This is a genomic window from Nocardioides sp. J9, from assembly GCF_007829375.1.
Lineage (GTDB): Bacteria > Actinomycetota > Actinomycetes > Propionibacteriales > Nocardioidaceae > Nocardioides.
The window spans coordinates 9,773-27,032 of the sequence record NZ_VLJQ01000104.1 but is presented as its reverse complement, the minus strand read 5'-3'; the positions used below and the strand labels follow the sequence as shown (position 1 = coordinate 27,032).

The 17,260-nt window shown below is 72.3% G+C and carries 16 protein-coding genes; 13 read left to right on the top strand and 3 right to left on the bottom strand.

Going from position 1 to position 17,260, the window contains the following annotated elements; translation table 11 throughout:
* Nucleotides 1–232: 232 nt before the first annotated feature.
* Nucleotides 233–2,425 (bottom strand): MMPL family transporter, encoded by a 2,193-nt coding sequence (locus tag L615_RS18055; RefSeq protein ID WP_051485603.1) that lies wholly within the window; start codon nt 2,423–2,425, stop codon nt 233–235.
* A gap of 139 nt (nt 2,426–2,564) precedes the next feature.
* On the opposite strand from L615_RS18055, the gene L615_RS18050 reads away from it, so the two are divergent.
* From L615_RS18050 to L615_RS18025, 6 genes are read left to right on the top strand one after another with little or no spacing between them, the layout of a single operon-like run.
* Complete coding sequence (locus tag L615_RS18050; protein WP_222430608.1) at nt 2,565–3,698, top strand: sensor domain-containing protein; 1,134 nt, start codon at nt 2,565–2,567, stop codon at nt 3,696–3,698.
* A complete protein-coding gene (locus L615_RS18045) occupies nt 3,680–4,330 on the top strand; it encodes a response regulator transcription factor (protein WP_186449923.1) in 651 nt (216 codons plus the stop codon). The genes L615_RS18050 and L615_RS18045 overlap by 19 nt, the downstream gene beginning before the upstream one ends.
* 22 nt (nt 4,331–4,352) lie before the next feature.
* Nucleotides 4,353–4,979, top strand: coding sequence for a nitroreductase family protein (locus L615_RS18040; RefSeq protein WP_051485602.1), 627 nt, complete (start codon nt 4,353–4,355; stop codon nt 4,977–4,979).
* Nucleotides 4,976–5,446: a hypothetical protein gene (locus L615_RS18035; RefSeq protein WP_145726002.1), complete on the top strand. Its 471-nt coding sequence runs from the start codon at nt 4,976–4,978 to the stop codon at nt 5,444–5,446. The genes L615_RS18040 and L615_RS18035 overlap by 4 nt, the downstream gene beginning before the upstream one ends.
* Nucleotides 5,447–5,486: 40 nt before the next feature.
* Nucleotides 5,487–5,897 (top strand): hypothetical protein, encoded by a 411-nt coding sequence (locus tag L615_RS18030; RefSeq protein ID WP_145726001.1) that lies wholly within the window; start codon nt 5,487–5,489, stop codon nt 5,895–5,897.
* A gap of 12 nt (nt 5,898–5,909) precedes the next feature.
* The gene (locus tag L615_RS18025; RefSeq protein ID WP_145725998.1) at nt 5,910–6,398 is read left to right on the top strand and encodes a glutathione peroxidase; all 489 of its coding nucleotides are present in this window, start codon (nt 5,910–5,912) and stop codon (nt 6,396–6,398) included.
* A gap of 22 nt (nt 6,399–6,420) precedes the next feature.
* Here the strand turns inward: L615_RS18025 and L615_RS18020 are convergent, their stop codons facing one another.
* Together L615_RS18020 and L615_RS23495 are read right to left on the bottom strand one after the other, a co-directional pair.
* Nucleotides 6,421–8,781, bottom strand: a complete 2,361-nt coding sequence (locus L615_RS18020; RefSeq protein ID WP_145725996.1) for an MMPL family transporter — start codon at nt 8,779–8,781, stop codon at nt 6,421–6,423.
* 70 nt (nt 8,782–8,851) lie between these two features.
* Nucleotides 8,852–9,442, bottom strand: a complete 591-nt coding sequence (locus L615_RS23495; RefSeq protein WP_186449922.1) for a TetR/AcrR family transcriptional regulator — start codon at nt 9,440–9,442, stop codon at nt 8,852–8,854.
* Between the two features lie 196 nt (nt 9,443–9,638).
* On the opposite strand from L615_RS23495, the gene L615_RS18010 reads away from it, so the two are divergent.
* The 7 genes from L615_RS18010 (at nt 9,639) to L615_RS17980 (ending at nt 16,995) form a co-directional block, all read left to right on the top strand.
* Nucleotides 9,639–10,151: a hypothetical protein gene (locus L615_RS18010; protein ID WP_186449921.1), complete on the top strand. Its 513-nt coding sequence runs from the start codon at nt 9,639–9,641 to the stop codon at nt 10,149–10,151.
* A 22-nt stretch (nt 10,152–10,173) separates the two neighbouring features.
* Nucleotides 10,174–11,709: a flotillin family protein gene (locus L615_RS18005; protein ID WP_145725991.1), complete on the top strand. Its 1,536-nt coding sequence runs from the start codon at nt 10,174–10,176 to the stop codon at nt 11,707–11,709.
* Between the two features lie 174 nt (nt 11,710–11,883).
* Complete coding sequence (locus L615_RS18000) at nt 11,884–13,236, top strand: cytochrome P450 (protein ID WP_145725989.1); 1,353 nt, start codon at nt 11,884–11,886, stop codon at nt 13,234–13,236.
* 104 nt (nt 13,237–13,340) lie between these two features.
* Nucleotides 13,341–14,843: a fatty acid desaturase gene (locus L615_RS24610; RefSeq protein ID WP_028655081.1), complete on the top strand. Its 1,503-nt coding sequence runs from the start codon at nt 13,341–13,343 to the stop codon at nt 14,841–14,843.
* Between the two features lie 3 nt (nt 14,844–14,846).
* Nucleotides 14,847–15,035 (top strand): ferredoxin, encoded by a 189-nt coding sequence (locus tag L615_RS17990; RefSeq protein WP_145725987.1) that lies wholly within the window; start codon nt 14,847–14,849, stop codon nt 15,033–15,035.
* Between the two features lie 8 nt (nt 15,036–15,043).
* Entirely contained in the window at nt 15,044–15,658 is a 615-nt protein-coding gene (locus tag L615_RS17985; RefSeq protein ID WP_261376758.1) for a TetR/AcrR family transcriptional regulator, read from the top strand.
* Between the two features lie 101 nt (nt 15,659–15,759).
* On the top strand, nt 15,760–16,995 hold the full coding sequence (locus tag L615_RS17980) for a M15 family metallopeptidase (RefSeq protein WP_145725985.1): 1,236 nt from the start codon (nt 15,760–15,762) through the stop codon (nt 16,993–16,995).
* Nucleotides 16,996–17,260 lie beyond the last annotated feature (265 nt).

The following is a 17,260-nucleotide window of genomic DNA, read 5'->3' as shown; positions in this document are numbered from 1 at the left end:
CACTGCATGAGCGTCTCGCTCGGGCTGGGCGGCGACGGGCTGGGCACGGCGTGGGGCCTCCAGCTGGCCACGTCGATGCTCCACGACGCCGGCTTCGGCGACGTCCGCAAGATCGACGTCGCCGCGGACCCGGTCAACGCCTACCTGGCCTGCCGCAAGTGACGGGCCCGCCGCCGCGGGAGTGTTCCCCGTGGCGGCGRGSCMCCGGCGCTCGACCGGGACGATCCGGCGGTCAGCGCGCCGGCACGAGCCGCCCGTCCTCCGACACCCATGCGCTCGCCGGGGGCGGGGCGACCGGTGGGGTCGGCGGGCGGCGGCGCGGCCAGGCCCGCTCGCCGAGCAGTACCAGCACGGCCGGGAGCACGACGAGGCGGATGACCGTGGCGTCCACGAGGATCGCCGCGGCGAGGCCGACGCCCATCATCTTCATCTCCAGCATCGACAGCGTCGCGAAGATCGCGAACACCGACACCATCACCGCGGCGGCGCTGGTGATCACGCCGGCGGTGTCGGCGATCCCTCGGTGCACCGCGTCGCGCACCGGCAGCCCGCGGTCGACCAGCTCACGGACCCGGCTCAGCACGAACACGTGGTAGTCCATCGACAGCCCGACCAGCACCACCAGGACGAACACCGGGATCCAGTCGACCACGAAGCCGGGGCTGGTGAAGTCGAGCAGCGACTCGCCGACGCCGTGCTGGAAGACCACGGCGAGGATGCCGAAGGCGACCCCGACCGACGCGAGGTTGAGCACCGTCGAGACCAGCCCGAGCAGCACGCTGCGGAACGCGGCGACCATCATCACCATCGTCAGCAGCAGCACGAACCCGAGCAGCCAGGGCATCCGCTCCGCCTGCTTGTCGGTCCAGTCCAGCGAGGCGGCCGCGCCGCCGCCGACCACGGCCTCGGCGTCCCCGCCGGCGTCATCGACGACGTCGCCCAGCACGGCAGGCACGAGGTCGGCGCGCAGGCGCTCGACCGCCTCCGCCGCACGGTCGTCCGACTCGTCGTACGGCAGGGCGAGGTCGACCACCGACGTCCGGCCGTCCGCCGACGCGCGCAGCTCGGCGCCGGCGGTGACGAAGTCCTCGCCGCGACCGGCCTCCTCGGCCAGGCGCTCGAGGGCGCTCGCCGCCGCGGCGGGCTCGACGCCGGTCACCACGACCCGCGCGGTCGCGCCCTCGTCGGGGAAGGCCGCGGTGATGGCGCGCAGTGTCTGCACCGCGGGGATGTCACGGGGGAGCGTCTCCGGGCCGGCCTGGTGGGTCTTCATCCCGAGCGCCGGTACGGCGAGGGCGAGGATCCCGACCGTGGCCACCACCAGTGCGGCGACGGGGTGGCGGACCACCGGGCCGAGCAGGCGACCGCTGATCGCGCCCTGCTGCACCCGGGAGGTGAGCCGCCACAGCAGCGGGACCCGCGGCCGGTCCACCCAGCGGCCCAGCTTGACCAGCAGCGCCGGGAGCACGGTGACCGACCCGAGCACGGCGACCGCGACGACGAGGATCGAACCGGTGGCGAGCGAGTTGAAGGTGACGTCGGTGAGCACGAACAGCCCGGACAGCGCGGCGACCACGGCCGCACCCGACACGAGGATCGCGTGGCCCGACGTCTCCGCCGCGATCGCGACCGCGTCCAGCGTCGTCCGTCCCGCGGCCCGCTCCTGGCGCTCCCGCTTGAGGTAGAACAGCGAGTAGTCGACGCCGACGGCCATGCCGATCAGCACGATCATGCTGTAGACGGTCGGCTCGGCCGGGACGAGCAGCGAGATCGGCGCGGTGATGCCGATGGTCGCGGCCACGCTGGTCGCGGCGAGCAGCACCGGCAGGCCCGCGGCGATGAGCGCGCCGAAGGCCAGCAGCATCAGCAGCAGCGTGACCGGCAGGCTGAACAGCTCGGCGGAGTGCAGGTCCTCGCCGACGCGGTCGTTGATCGCCTCGTCGATGGTGACCTCCCCGGCCTGCTCGACGACCAGGTCGGGGTGGTCGGCCTGGACGGCGGCGGTCGCGGCCAGCATGGGCGCGGCCTCGAGGTCCTCGGACTCCAGCTCCACCGGCACCAGCAGGGCGGTGCCGTCCTCGCTGGGCAGGGGGTCGCCGACGCGGATCACGCCGTCGACCGCGGACAGGGCGGTGGCGACCTCGGCAGCCGCGGCGCGTCCCTCGGCCTGGTCGATCACACCGTCGCGCGCCGCGACCAGGACGTTCTCGGACGGCGGGTCCTCGAGGCCGGCGTCGTCGAGCAGCGCCTCGGCGCGGCCGGACTCACCGGTGCGGTAGTCGGCATCGTCGGCGGTGTCGGTCGGCACGACCACGGCCAGGCCGACGGCCACGACGACGAGCAGCAGCCAGCCGCCGATGGCGCGCCACGGGTGGGTGGCGCTCCACCGGGCGGCCCGGCGGGGCAAGGCGGACAGGTGGGGCATCTCGATCTCCTCGGGGGGTGGTTGGGAGCTGCTTCCGAGGCTCCCSCCGCGGGCGCCGCCCGTCAGGGGTGGTGCGTCCCGCCCCGTGGTGGTGCCAGCACCACTGCCGCCGGCTGGCCCGTCACGCGAAGATGGGCAGGTGAGCATCCCCAGGACGTACGACGACGTGGCCGCCGGCCGCCTGGTCGTCACCTGGTACGCCTTCCTGCACGTGCTGCTGTTCACCCCCGTCGTGGTGATGTTCGTGCTGGTCGTGGTCAGCGCCGCGCTGGTCGTGGTGTGGGCCGGCGTGCTGCTGCTCGCGTTCCTGCTGCCCGCCTCTCGGGTGCTCGTCGACTGGCACCGGGACATGGCCGGCCACACCCTCGGCACACCCCTGCCCTCGCCGTACCTCCCGCTGCACGGGGGCGCGCTCGCCCGCCTGCAGACCCGCGCGGGCGACCCGTCGACCTGGCGGGACCTGCTGTGGATGGTGTGGGCGATGTCCCTCGGGTTCGTGGTGTCCCTGCTCGCCCTGCTGCTCTTCCTGTGCGTGGTGACCTGGCCGGTCTGGTGGTTCGGCGTGCAGCCGCTGATGCGGGCCCGGTCGGCGGTCGACCGGTCGATGCTGACGATCGGGCGCACCGAGCGGCTGGAGAAGCGGGTCCGGGCCCTGGCCGAGTCGCGGGCGGTCGTGGTCGACCACTCCGCCGCCGAGCTGCGCCGCATCGAGCGCGACCTGCACGACGGGCCGCAGGCCCGGCTGGCTGCCATGTCGCTGAGCCTCGGGCTCGCGGAGGACCTCTTCGAGTCCGACCCGGAGGCCGCGCGCCGGCTGGTGGCCGATGCGCGCTCGTCGTCGTCGACCGCGCTCGGCGAGCTGCGCAGCGTGGTCCGCGGGATCCACCCACCGGTGCTGGCCGACCGCGGCCTGGCCGGCGCGGTCTCCGCCCTCGCGCTCGACATGGCCGTGCCCGTCGAGCTCGCCGTGGACGTGCCCCGCCTCCCGGCGCCGGTCGAGTCGGCCGTCTACTTCACCGTCGCCGAGTGCCTCGCCAACGCCGGCAAGCACGCCGCGGCCGAGCAGGCGTGGATCACGCTGCAGCACCGCGACGGCGTGCTGCACGGCGAGGTCGGCGACGACGGCCGCGGCGGCGCGGACCCGACCTCCGGCAGCGGGCTGCACGGGATCGCCGTGCGGCTGGCGGCGTTCGACGGCACGATGGCGGTGTCCAGCCCCGTGGGCGGGCCCACCGTCGTCACCTGGGAGGTGCCGTGCCCGGCGTCCGCGTAGTCCTCGCCGAGGACCACGCCCTGCTCCGCGCCGGGCTCACCCAGCTGCTGGTCGCGAAGGGATTCGAGGTCGTGGCTGCGGTCGACAACCTGCCCGAGCTGGAGCGCGCGCTCGCCGACCCGGCCGCCGACGCAGCGGTCGTCGACGTACGGATGCCGCCGACGTTCACCGACGAGGGCCTGCGTGCGGCGATCGCTGCACGCGAGCAGCGGCCGGGCTTCCCGGTGCTTGTGCTGTCGCAGTACGTCGAGCAGCTCTACGCCCGTGAGCTGCTCGCCAGCGGCGACGGCTCGGTCGGCTACCTCCTCAAGGACCGGGTCTCCGACGTCGCCGAGTTCGTCGACGCCCTCCACCGGGTCGCCGCCGGCGGCACCGTGCTCGACTCCTCGGTGGTGGCCGCCGTCCTCGACCGACGGCGCGACTCGCCGCTGGCCCGGCTCACCGAGCGTGAGCGCGAGGTGCTCGCGCTGATGGCCGAGGGCCGGGCCAACGCCGGGATCGCCCGCGCCCTCGTCGTGACCGAGAAGGCCGTCGCCAAGCACATCAACAACATCTTCGCGAAGCTCGACCTGCCCGCCGACACCGACGACCACCGGCGCGTCCGGGCGGTCCTCGCCTACCTGCAGGTCTGAGGGGTTCGCGATACTCGACCCCATGAACCCGGTCGAGATCGCCGAGCCGATGCACTCGCGCTGGAGCCCGAGCGTGTTCGACGACCGGCACGAGCTCACCGACGAGGAGGTCACCCGGCTGCTGGAGGCGGCACAGTGGGCGCCCAGCTCGGGCAACCGCCAGCCGTGGCGCTACGTCGTGGCCCCCCGCGGCAGCGCGGCGCACCGGGTCCTCGTGCCCCACCTGCGCCGCGGCAACGCCGGCTGGGTGCCGCGCGCCTCCGTCGTCTTCCTCTCCGTGGTCGTCCTCGGCACCGACGGTGACGAGCTCAAGGACCTGGTCATCCCCGTCCACGACGTGGGCCAGGCCTCCGCCCACCTCACCCTGCAGGCGCACGCGATGGGGCTGCGCGCCCACCAGTTCGGGGGTTTCGACCACGACGGCGTCGCCGCCGGCCTCGGGCTGCCGGACGGCACCCGGATCGTCGCCGGCATCGCGGTCGGCGTGCGGGGCAACCCCGACGACGTGCCGGAGCGCGACGCCGAGCGCGACCACCGGGTGCGGGAGCGCCGCCCCCTCGCCGAGACCGCGTACGACGACCAGTGGGGCCGGCCGTGGCCGGGCCTGCGCCCGTCGGGGCCCACCACCGCCCCCGCCGAGCGGGCGTGAGCACGGTGCGTCCCGGCCGCGGCGCCTACGCCGCACTGCTCCTCGTCGCCGTGCTGGTGAACCTGCCGCTCCTCCACCACACCTGGCAGCAGTGGCGCATCGACCGCGACGGCGTCGACGTCACCGCCGAGGTCACCGACACCGACGTGCTGCGCGAGGAGTCCGACCCCCACCACGTCGTGCGCTTCCGCCTGCCGGAGGACGTCGATCCCTCGGGGCGGACCTGGCCCGCCCAGGTGGACCCGGAGACCTGGCAGCGCGCGGAGGAGACCGGCGAGGTCGGCGTGCGCGTGCTGCCCGGGGAGCCGGGCGCCCACCACGTCGACGGCGAGCAGGCGAGCGTCCTCGGCTGGGTCGTGATCGGCGTGGTCGACGTGATCGTCCTGCTGCTCGCCCTGCTGCTGTGGCGGATCCGTCGCACCGGCATGACCTCCGAGGTCATCGCCAGGCACACCTCCCACGGGTGAACCTCGGGGGACAGCAACCCCCGGACCCCAGGAGGACCCGATGACCATCCTCAGCACCCCCACCGCGACCGGCACCCGCAGCGCACTCGGCCGGATCCGGCTCTGGTTCGGCGCCGACGCCCTCGTCACCGGCGCCAACGCGCTGGCCTACCTCGTGGCCGCCGGGCCGATCACCGACCTGCTCGGCGGGGACGCCGGTACGGTCCGCACGATCGGTGCCGCCCTGGTCGGCTACACGCTCCTCGTCGCGCTCTACACCCGCAGCCGCCTCGCCCCCGGTCCCGGCTGGGCGATCGTCGCCGCCAACGCCGTGTGGGTGGTCGCCTCCCTCGAGGTCGCCCTCACCGGCGCGCTCGGCCTCGACGGCCCCGGCCGCGTGTGGGCCGTGGCCCAGGCGCTCGTCGTGGCCGACCTGGCCGTCCTGCAGGCGAGGGCCCTTCGTGCCCGGTGACACACTGGCGCCGTGACCAGCCTCAGTGACTTCTCCGCCATCTCGATCGACGGCAACGCGGTCGACCTGTCGTCGTACGACGGCTCCGTGGTGCTCGTCGTCAACACCGCGTCGAAGTGCGGCTTCACCCCCCAGCTCGAGGGCCTCCAGGGCCTCTACGAGAAGTACGCCGACCGCGGCTTCACCGTCCTCGGCTTCCCGTGCGACCAGTTCCTCCACCAGGAGCCCGGGACGGAGGAGGAGATCGCCGAGTTCTGCCAGCGCAACTACGGCGTCAGCTTCCCGATGTTCGCCAAGGTCGACGTCAACGGCAAGGAGGCGCACCCGCTGTTCCAGTGGCTCAAGGAGCAGCGCAGCGGACTGCTCGGCGGCGCGATCAAGTGGAACTTCACGAAGTTCCTCCTCGGACGCGACGGCTCGGTGCTCGGGCGCTACGCCCCGAACACCGAGCCGTCGAAGATCGCCGGCGACATCGAGCAGGCACTCGACCAGCCGGCCTGACCGTTCTCGCCGGTCCCGCCGGTCAGACGCCGGCCAGCTCGCGGTCGTCGTCGCGACCGGCCACGGCGACCGGGGTGGAGGCCCGCTCGAGGGACTCGCCCTCGACGTCGACGTTCGGCAGGACCCGGTCCAGCCACGCCGGCAGCCACCAGGCCTTGTCGCCCATCACGTAGAGCAGCGCGGGGATCAGGACCATCCGGACGATGAAGGCGTCGAACACGATCGCCAGCGCCAGCGCGAAGCCCATCGACTTGATGATCGCGTCGTCCTCGAGGATGAAGCCGGAGAACACCGCGATCATGATCGCCGCGGCGGCGGTGACCACGCGCGCGGAGTTCCGGAACCCGTCGACGACGGCCTCGTGGGTCGACAGCCCGTGCACGTGGGCCTCGCGCATTCGGGTGACCAGGAAGACCTGGTAGTCCATCGCGAGGCCGAACACCACGCCGATCACGAAGATCGGGATGAACGACACGATCGGCTGGCCCTCGAAGATCCCGAACCAGCCCTCCTGGAAGATCGCGACCGTCGCGCCCAGGGTCGCCAGCACGGAGAGCAGGAAGCCGAGCGTCGCGGTCAGCGGGATCAGGATCGAGCGGAACACCAGCACCAGCAGGATGAACGCCAGGCCGATGACGACGGCCAGGTAGACGGGCAGCGCGCCGTTGAGCTGGTCGGAGACGTCGGTGGTGATGGCGGTCAGGCCGGTGACGCCGACCGTCGTCCCGGTCCGCCGCTCGATGCCGTCCTGGCCCGCGCGCAGGGCGTCGAGCAGGTCGAGCGTCGCGGGGTCGTCCGGGCCGGAGGACGGCGTCAGCTGGATGATCGCCCCGGTGGCCGGACCGGTCGGTGCGCCCTTGTCGTCGACCGGCGCGTTGGTGAGCACCAGCTGTGCGTTCTGCACGTCGTCCTGGCCGGCTGCCCAGTCGACGACCTGCTCGAACGCCTTGGCGCGCTGGTCGTCGTCCGCGACCTCGCGGCCGTCGACGACCACCACGAACGGACCCTGGCGGCCGGGGCCGAAGGCCTCCTCGGCGAGGTCCGCAGCCTTGCGCTGGGTGGTGTCGCTGGAGGCGGTGCTGTCGCTCGGGAAGGCGAGGTACATCTGGGTGATCGGGGTGGCGATCGCGCCCAGCAGGACCACGACGCCCAGGGCCCAGGCGACCGGGCGCTTCGCGACCAGCTGCGCCCAGCGCACGCCGTTGTTGTGCACGCGGCCGTGGTCGTCGCGCTTCGGGGCGTAGGTGCGGACCCGGCCACCGAACGCCTTCGACTTCGTCATGCCCAGCAGTGCCGGCAGCAGAGTCAGCGCGACCAGGACGGCGATCAGCACGGTGGCCGCGGCCGCGAGGCCCATCGCGGTGAGGAACGGGATGCCCACGACGGCCAGCGCGCTGAGCGCGATCAGCACGGTCAGGCCGGCGAAGACGACCGCGGAGCCCGCCGTACCCACCGCGATGCCGGCGGCGTGGCGGCGGTCGTCGGTGTGGTGCAGCTCGGTGCGGTAGCGGGCGAGGATGAACAGCGTGTAGTCGATGCCGACGGCCAGTCCGATCATCGTCGACAGCGCCGTGGTGGAGGAGTTGAGGTCCATCACCGCGGTCATCGCGGTGACACCGCCCATGCTCAGGCCGACGCCGAAGATCGCGTTGACCAGCGGCATGCCGGCGGCCATGAACGAGCCGAACGTGAGCAGCAGGACGACCAGGGCGACGCCGAGGCCGATCAGCTCGGCGGTGCCGCCGGGGGCCTCCATGACGGTCATGCCCTGGCCGTTCGCCTCGACGACGAGGCCGGTCTCCTCGGTGGTGTCGTGCATCAGCTCCTGGAGCGCCTCGACCGAGGCCGGCTCCAGGTCCGCCACCGTGTCGACGTCCCACTCGAAGGACAGCGTGCCGATCCGGCCGTCGCGCGAGAGCGGGGAGAGCGCGGCCGCGTCGGCCTTCGCCGCGGCGACGTCGCCACCGGCAGCCTCGGCCGCGTCGACGTACTGCTTCTCGAGGCCGGCGTCCGCGACGGTCGGGTCGACGAGGCCGGGCTGCGGCTCGTCGGCGTCCATCTGCGGCAGCTCGGGGATCGCTGCAACCAGGTCGGCGATGGCGTCGGCGTACTCCGGCTCGTCGAGGGTGTGGCCCTCGGGCGCGGCGACGACGACGTTGACGGTCGCGTCGTCGAACGCGCTGCCGGCGTCGGGGAAGAGCTCCTGCTGGATGTCGGCGGCCTTCTCGGACGGGATCCCGGGGATGGTGAACTCGTCGGAGAAGGGCTTGGACGCGACGGCCGCGGTGGCGCCGATCGCGACGGCGAGCACCAGCCATCCGGCGATGAAGAGCGGCCAGCGCCGGTAGGCGGTGGAGCCGAGCTTGTAGAGCAGGCGGGCCATGGGTGGGTCTCCTGGTGTCGGTTGCTGTCGGTGGCGCCGGGGTCGCCGGTGCCGGGGTGGGCGGAAGGGGTCAGGCGAGGGCCGAGCGGATGTCCGCCACGGAGGCGTCGAAGTGCTCGTGGAAGGTGCGGTCCGGGTCGGCGGTGGTGCGCTCGAGGGCGTCGTCGAAGCACGCCATCAGCAGGCGGAGGATGGTGCGGCATCGGTCGGCCGGGAAGTCCGCGCCCTCGCGCTGCCGGACGAGGTCGCCGAGCTGCTCCGCGGCGAGCTCGAACCGCTCGTGCACGAACCGCAGCAGGTGCGGGTCGTTGATGATGGCGTCGCGGACCTGGGTGAGGTCCAGCTCGGTGAGCTCGTGCTCCCGGGTCGCCTCGTGGGCGACGACGACCAGGTCGTCGAAGAGCCGCCCGCTCGGTCCGCCGCCGACGAAGGCCTCCAGCAGCTCGTCGCTGATCTCGGGCTCGGGGCCGAGCACGACCTCGGCCTTGCCCTCGAAGTAGTTGAACACGGTGCGGCGCGAGACGTCAGCGGCCGCGGCGAGGTCCTCGATGGTCCAGCCGTCGAAGCCCTGGTCGAGGGTGAGCCGGATCGCGCAGTGCTGCAGGCGCAGCATCGTCTGGAGGCGCTTGGCCTCGCGCCTGTTCGTGCACGCCTCGATCACGAGTGCATCTTTGCACCCGAGCGCAACAGAGTGCAAAAATGTGACGGCGGTCACGGGTCCGGTCGGCGGCGGCCCGAGGCTGCGGGGCGCGGCGGAGGTCGGGTTTCCGTCGCTGCCGGGCGGGGAAACAGGTGTCTGCGTCCGGGGAACCTTCACTAGGGTGTGGGTCCCGGCCCCCTCACCCATCGGAGTGTTCGTGACCGTCTTCCTCGTCCTGGGTGTCGTCGGGACGGCCCTGCTGCTGCTCTCGCTCGTCGCCGGCGACCTCCTCGACGGGGCGCTGGAGGCCCTCGAGGCGGGCTGGCTCTCGACTGCGGTGCTCGGCGGGTTCATCGGCGCGTTCGGCTTCGGCGGCACGGCCGCCGATGGCGCCGGCGCCCCGCTGCCGGTGTCGCTCGCCGTCGGCGCCGGTGCCGGGCTCGTCGTGGGCTGGTTCGCGTGGTGGATCACCCGCCTGGTCAAGGACGGGCCGAGCGACGGCACCGTGTCGATCAGCGACAGCGTCGGCCAGGTCGGCCAGGTGATCACCGCGATCCCCGTCGGCGGGTACGGCGTGGTGCGGGTCGTCGTCGGCGGCCACGCCCTGCAGCTCAACGCCAGCGCTGCCGCCCCGATCGAGGCCGGGGCGCAGGTCAACGTCACCGGTGTGCTCTCCCCGACCGCCGTCAGCGTCGCTGCGACCTGGCAACCCCCCACCCTCGCCGAGTAACGGCCGAAGCGAAAGAGAGATCATGAACACCGCTGTCTGGGTGCCGATCATCGGCATCGTCGGAGTACTCGTCCTGCTGGTGCTGCTGGTCACCAGCCGCTACAAGGTCGCCGGTCCCAACCAGGCCTTCATCGTCACCGGCCGCAAGGGCAAGGCGGTGATCAACCCGGAGACCGGTGAGCTCACCACCGACCTGTCCGGGCAGAAGGTCGTCCTCGGCGGTGGCGTCTTCGTCATCCCGTTCGTGCAGAAGCTCGCCACGATGGACCTCTCCAGCCGCCGGATCTCCGTGCAGATCCGCGGCGCGGTCTCCGGCCAGGGCATCAAGCTCAACCTCGACGGTGTCGCCATCGTGAAGGTCGGCGGCAACGCCGACCAGATCCGGCTCGCCGCGCAGCGCTTCCTGTCGCAGCAGGCTGACATCGAGCCGTTCACCCAGGAGGTGCTCGCCGGTGCGCTCCGCTCGATCGTCGGCGGCCTGACCGTCGAGCAGATCATCCGCGACCGCGCCGCGTTCGCGCAGCGGGTGGCTGACGAGTCCGAGAGCTCGCTGACCGGCCAGGGCCTGATCCTCGACGCCTTCCAGATCCAGGACGTCACCGACGACGGCAGCTACCTCGCCGACCTCGGCCGCCCCGAGGCCGCACGTGCCAGCCAGGAGGCGCGGATCGCCGAGGCCAACGCCCGCCGGGCCGCCGAGCAGGCGCAGATCGCCGCCGAGCAGGAGATCGCCATCGCCCAGCGGACGCTGGCGCTCAAGCAGGCGGAGATCAAGGCCGAGACCGACGCCGCGGCCGCGCAGGCCTCCGCGTCCGGCCCGTTGGCCCAGGCCGAGCGGGACCAGGCCATCCTCGCCGAGCAGGAGAAGGTCGCCGTCCAGCAGGCCGCGCTGACCGAGCGCCAGCTCGAGACCCAGGTCCGCAAGCCTGCGGACGCCGAGCGCTACCGCGTCGAGCAGGAGGCCGAGGCCCGTCGCACCGCGGAGATCGCGGCGGCGGACGCCCGCAAGGCCGCCACCATCGCCGCCGCGCAGGCGAAGGCGGAGGAGACCAAGCTCAGCGGTGAGGCCGAGAAGGCCCGTCGTGCCGCGCTCGCCGAGGCCGAGGCCATCGAGGGCCTCAAGCGTGGTGAGGCGGAGAAGGGCCGCCGTCTGGCCGAGGCCGACGCCACCCGCGCCGAGGGTGAGGCGCAGGCTGCCGCGACCCTCGCCATCGGCCAGGCCGAGGCGGAGGCGATGGACAAGCGCGCCGAGGCGTTCGCGCACTACAACGACGCCGCGGTGCTGCAGATGCTCATCGAGGTGCTGCCCCAGATCGCCCGCGAGGTCGCCTCGCCGATCAGCGCGATCGACACGCTCACCGTGCTGTCGACCGACGGCGCGGGCGCGCTGCCGAAGCAGGTCACCGACAACGTCACGCAGACCCTGCAGATGCTCAAGACGTCGACCGGCATCGACCTCGAGGGGCTCATCCACCGGTCGGTGGACAAGGCCGCGGGCGGCCTCGACGCCGTCGGCGCGGGCACGGGTCCGGGGGACGGGGCGGCGACCGGCTCCTGAGCCGGACGGGCCCCAGCGGCCCCAGCGGCCCCAGCGGGCCCAGCAGGCCCAGCAGGCCCAGCCGGTACGACGACGGGCTGGTCGCGCCACGGCGTGGCCAGCCCGTCGTCGTACCGTCGGGAGCAACCCCCGCGTGGGGGACTGGTCGAAGGTGGGGAGAGGTCGGTGGGGACGATGACGACGAGCCAGGTGCCCGGTCGCAGCACGCTACGACGGGCGCTGGACACGCCCCGGTCCTTCGTCGCGTGGGGGCTGGCGCACGGCCTCCAGCGCGCGCTGATCCACCGCGGTGCCCGCCGCGGCGACCTGATCAGCCGGATGGTCGTCGACCCGGCGCTGCGCGAGGACCCCTTCCCTGCCTACGAGGAGCTCCGCGCACGCGGGTCGGTCAGCGCCAACGAGGTGATCTCGGCCAGCGTCGACCACGCCGTGTGCAACGAGGTGCTGCGCAGCGACGCCTTCGGCACCGCCGGCGGCCAGGGCGAGCTCCCGCGCCCGCTGCAGTGGCTGCACCACAAGGTGATCGACCCCGAGGCGCTCGGCCCGGTCGACCCGCCGTCGATGCTGGCCGTCGACCCGCCGCTGCACACCCGCTACCGCAAGCAGGTCGCGCGGGCGTTCACCGCGCGCAAGGTGGGCCGGCTCGGCGACCGGGTCGCCGACGTCGCGACGGAGCTGCTGGACGCGATCGCCGACCGTGCCGACGACGAGCTGGACCTCGTGGAGGACTACGCCTCGCAGCTGCCCGTGACCGTCATCGCGGACCTGCTCGGCGTCCCTGCCGACGACCGCGGCCGCCTGCTGCAACTGGGCAACGAGGCCGCGGTCACCCTCGACCCCGGCCTGTCGTGGGGGCAGTACCGCCGGGCGGAGACGGCGCTGCGCGAGCTGCACACCTGGTTCGCCGGCCACGTCGAGCGGATCACGGCCGACCCCGGCGACGACCTGATCAGCCAGCTCGCGCGGCTCGACGGGCCGGACCGCCTCGACCGCACCGAGCTGCACCAGGTCGGCCTGCTGGTGCTCGCGGCCGGCTTCGAGACCACCGTCAACCTGATCGGCAACGCCGTCGTGCTCCTCGACCGGCACCCCGACCAGCTGCGCTGGCTGCTGGACCACCCCGAGGGCTGGCCCAATGCCGTCGACGAGGTGCTCCGGCACCAGTCGCCGGTGCAGCTGACGATGCGGGTCGCGCTCCGCGAGACCGAGGTCGCCGGCCGTGCCTACCAGCCGGGCCACGGCATCCTGCTCTACCTCGGCGGCGCCAACCGCGACCCCGCCGTGTTCGACGACCCCGCGACCTTCGACGTCACCCGGGCGAACGCCGACCAGCACGTCGCCTTCTCCGCCGGCGTGCACTACTGCCTCGGCGCCAGCCTCGCCCGCCTGGAGGCCGCCGTCGCCCTGCGTGCGCTGTACGAGCGCTTCCCGGACCTGCGGCTCAGCGGGACCCCGCAGCCGCGACCCACCCGGGTGCTCCGCGGGTTCGAGCACCTCCCGGTCCGGGTGGGCGCCGCGGTCCGCTGACCCGTGACCCAACTTTACAACTGCCGCCCTCTTGTCAAACGTCTTTACAACTCGTACCTTCTTGTCAAGCGACAACGGCCGTCGCCCGGATGGAAGGCAGACACATGACCGGACCGACCGACATCGGACAGACCGTCCCCGAGGGCTCCACCGAGAAGTGGAAGGACAAGAAGCGCTACCTCTGGCTGCTCGGGCTGCTCATCCCCGGGTTCGCCGTGATCGCGTTCCTCACCTACGCCGAGCTCGGCTGGGCCTGGGTGCTCTGGATCGGCCCGATCCTCGTCTTCGGCGTGATCCCCGTGCTCGACCTGCTGGCCGGCCTCGACCCGACGAACCCGCCGGACGACGTCATCGAGGAGCTGGAGAACGACAAGTACTACCGCTGGGTGGTCTTCATGTACCTCCCGCTGCAGTACCTCGCCTTCTTCGGCGTGATGTACATGGTCGCGGGCGGCAACCCGGTCGCCGGCGTCGCCGACCTGCTCGGCCTCACCGACTGGGTGGCCACCAACGTCAGCGCCGACCTGGTCCGCGACTTCGACCTCTCCGTGGTCGACAAGATCGGCATCACCCTGTCGCTGGGCATGATCAGCGGCATCGGCATCAACACCGCCCACGAGCTCGGCCACAAGAAGGAGTCCGTCGAGCGCTGGCTGTCCAAGATCGCGCTGGCGCCGTCCTTCTACGGCCACTTCTACATCGAGCACAACCGCGGCCACCACGTGCGCGTCGCCACCCCGGAGGACCCCGCCTCGAGCCGGCTGGGTGAGAACTTCTACACCTTCTGGTTCCGCACCGTCTCCGGGTCGCTGAAGAGCGCCTGGTCGCTGGAGTCCAGGCGCTACGCCCGCAAGAAGACCCACCCCTTCCACTGGGGCAACGACGTCCTCAACGCCTGGCTGATGTCGGTCGTCCTCTTCGGCACCGTGATCGCGCTGTGGGGACCGGGCACCATCCCGTTCCTCCTGCTGCAGATGGTCGTCGGCTTCTCCCTGCTCGAGATCGTCAACTACCTCGAGCACTACGGCATGAAGCGGCAGAAGGTCGGCGAGCGCCAGCGCTACGAGCGGGTCCTTCCGATGCACTCGTGGAACTCGAACAACATCGTCACCAACGTCTTCCTCTACCACCTGCAGCGCCACAGCGACCACCACGCCAACCCGACCCGGCGCTACCAGACGCTGCGCGACTTCAAGGAGTCGCCGGCGCTGCCGACCGGGTACGCCGGCATGATCGACCTGGCGCTCATCCCGCCGCTGTGGCGCAAGGTCATGGACAAGCGGGTCGTCGACCACCTCGACGGCGACGTCACCCTCGCCAACATCAAGCCGGGCAAGGAGGCGAAGTACCTCGCCAAGTTCCCGCCGCCGTCGCAGCACAACGTCAAGACCGAGGACCTCTTCGCGCAGAAGTTCGAGGGCGAGGTGCTCGCGGCCAAGTGCCCCGGCTGCTCCTACACCTACGAGGTCGCGGCCGGTGACGAGCACGAGGGCTTCCCCGCCGGCACGGCGTGGAGCGAGATCCCGGACGACTGGTTCTGTCCTGACTGCGGGGTTCGCGAGAAGATCGACTTCATCCCGTTCGACCCCGAGAAGGTGCAGGCCTGAGACATGAAGATCATCGCCGACCTGGACAAGTGTGAGGGCCTCGGCATGTGCGAGGCCATGGCCAACGACTACTTCGAGGTGGACGAGGACAAGGTCAACGTCCTCGACGACTCGCCCGAGGAGTCCGACCGCGCCCACGTCTACGCCGCCGTGCAGGCCTGCCCCGTGCTGGCCCTGTCGCTCGAGGGCTGAGGGAGCTGGTGTCCGTCGTGGCCGGACGTCCCGGTGACGGGGTGGCGGGGGCCTTCGCGGCCGCGCCCCCGTCGCTGCGGGACCGGCTCCTCGAGGCGGCCGTGCAGGTCATGACCACCGACGGGTGGGGGCGGGTCACCATGGCCCGCCTCGCCGACCACGCCGGGGTCAGCCGCCAGACCGTCTACAACGAGATCGGCACCAAGAACGACCTCGCCGAGGCGATGGTCATGCGCGAGCTCGACCGCTTCCTCGACGGGGTGGCTCAGTCCTTCGACGCCCACCCCGACGACCTCATCGCGGCCATCCGGGACTCCGCTCAGCGGGTCCTGGAGTACGCCGAGGACAACGCGCTCCTGCACGCCGTCGTCTCCGCGACCCACGGCGCCGACACCGAGCTCCTCCCGCTGCTGACCACGCACTCGGAGTACCTCCTCGAGGGCGCCAAGTTCGTCATCCGCGAGCGGGTGGCGGCCTACGACGTCCAGCTGCCGCCCCAGCGGCTCGACGCGAGCATCGACATGGTCGTCCGGGTCGTGCTCAGCCACGTCATGCAGCCCTCGGCCGACCCGGCGCGCACCGCCGACGACATCGCGTGGATCGCGATGCGCGTCCTCGGCTGACGCCGGTCCGGGGCGAGCCGGTTCCGGCACCTGCGGTGGTGGGCAGGCGTTACCCTCGTTCCGGGAGGACCGCCGGGAGGACCGGTGGCGGGGAAGGGGCCATGGGGCTGGCGCGACGCGCGAGGACGGGTGCTGCACGGGCGACCGCGGTGTCGGCCGTGCTCGGCGCCGCCCTGCTCGCCGGGTGCGCCGACGCCGACAAGGGCCAGGCCGACGGTGGTGAGCCGAGCAAGGCCGCGGCCTCGACCGAGCCGGTCCCCGAGGACGCCCTCGACCCCGCGCACGCCGTCGCGGCGCCCGGGAAGTTCACCGGCACCCAGTACGGCGACGACCTGCTCCTCGTGAGCGACGAGACCATCCCCGACGAGGACGTCGACAAGCTCCTCGGGGTCAAGGTCAAGAAGAACAAGGGCGTCGCCGCGCACACCCTGCTGTCGTACGGAAGCTTCACCGTCGACGGCAAGGTCTACAACGTCGCCGCGGTCGACGGCGCCGCCTACCGCGGCTTCACCGGCAGTCGCAGCGCCGAGTTCCAGGAGCAGTGGGACCGCATCGCCGGCGGCGAGGTGGCCGTCATGGACCACCTCCAGAAGGAGCTGCCCATCGACGGGGAGGGCTACCTCCAGATCGGCAAGCAGCGCCTCCACGTCGGCGCCTGGTCCCCGGCCGAGGTCGAGAGCGTCGACGTCATGATCAACTCCCGGTGGGGCGAGGAGCTCGGCCTGCCGGAGAACAACGCCGTCCTGATCAACACCGGCATCGCCTCCCCGCAGGCCGTCCGCGAGCGGATCGAGAAGGCCTTCGGAAAGGAGCGGTTCTCCATCACCGCGCTCGACATCGTCGCCAGCGAGGGCCTCGACCTCGGCACCTTCCAGAACGTCGTGCCCGTCGGCGCGTTCCGCGACGCCGTCGGCACCTACCGCTACACCCCGATCGGCGGTGGCCGGATCGCCCCCGACCCGGCCTGGGTGCGCAGCTACATCGTCACCGAGCAGGTCCCGATCCTGGGCCGCGTCACCTGCAACAAGCACATGATGCCCCAGCTGCGCGCCGCCCTGATCGAGGTCGTCAAGCGCGGCCTCGCCAAGGAGATCCACGCCGACGAGTACGCCGGCTGCTACTACCCCCGCTTCATCGCCGGCTCCACCAAGCTCTCCAACCACTCCTTCGGCCTGGCCCTCGACTTCAACGTCCCCGGCAACCAGCGCGGCACCGTCGGCCAGATGAACCGCGAGGTCGTCGCGATCTTCAAGTACTGGGGTTTTGCCTGGGGCGGCGACTGGGCCTGGACCGACCCCATGCACTTCGAGCTGGAGAGAATCGTCAGCCCTGGCTGATTGCGCCAGCGCGAGCGTGTCGCCTGTCGAGGGCTGCGCGCAGGCACTCGCAAGCTCGGYCCGCACTTGCCCTCGACGCGCCTCCGGCGCGGGCGCCACGCTGCCGCGCGCGCAGTTGGCTCCGATGGGTGGCACAGTCCGCCTGGCGGCGAGACTGACGTAGGTGGTCCGAGCGCAACTCCCGGTGGTTGAGGTGCGAGGCCGCCCGCGGCCGAGCCTCGAAACCTCCGGGCCTTGGGGGCGGGCTGTGGTGGGCACAGTCGGG

Bases quoted from the DNA above. Each gene is read 5' to 3' on its own strand.
- L615_RS18055 (WP_051485603.1), bottom strand. From the start codon at position 2,425: ATGCCCCACCTGTCCGCCTTGCCCCGCCGGGCCGCCCGGTGGAGCGCC.
- L615_RS18040 (WP_051485602.1), top strand. From the start codon at position 4,353: ATGAACCCGGTCGAGATCGCCGAGCCGATGCACTCGCGCTGGAGCCCG.
- L615_RS18030 (WP_145726001.1), top strand. From the start codon at position 5,487: ATGACCATCCTCAGCACCCCCACCGCGACCGGCACCCGCAGCGCACTC.
- L615_RS18020 (WP_145725996.1), bottom strand. From the start codon at position 8,781: ATGGCCCGCCTGCTCTACAAGCTCGGCTCCACCGCCTACCGGCGCTGG.
- L615_RS18005 (WP_145725991.1), top strand. From the start codon at position 10,174: ATGAACACCGCTGTCTGGGTGCCGATCATCGGCATCGTCGGAGTACTC.
- L615_RS18000 (WP_145725989.1), top strand. From the start codon at position 11,884: ATGACGACGAGCCAGGTGCCCGGTCGCAGCACGCTACGACGGGCGCTG.
- L615_RS24610 (WP_028655081.1), top strand. From the start codon at position 13,341: ATGACCGGACCGACCGACATCGGACAGACCGTCCCCGAGGGCTCCACC.
- L615_RS17990 (WP_145725987.1), top strand. From the start codon at position 14,847: ATGAAGATCATCGCCGACCTGGACAAGTGTGAGGGCCTCGGCATGTGC.
- L615_RS17980 (WP_145725985.1), top strand. From the start codon at position 15,760: ATGGGGCTGGCGCGACGCGCGAGGACGGGTGCTGCACGGGCGACCGCG.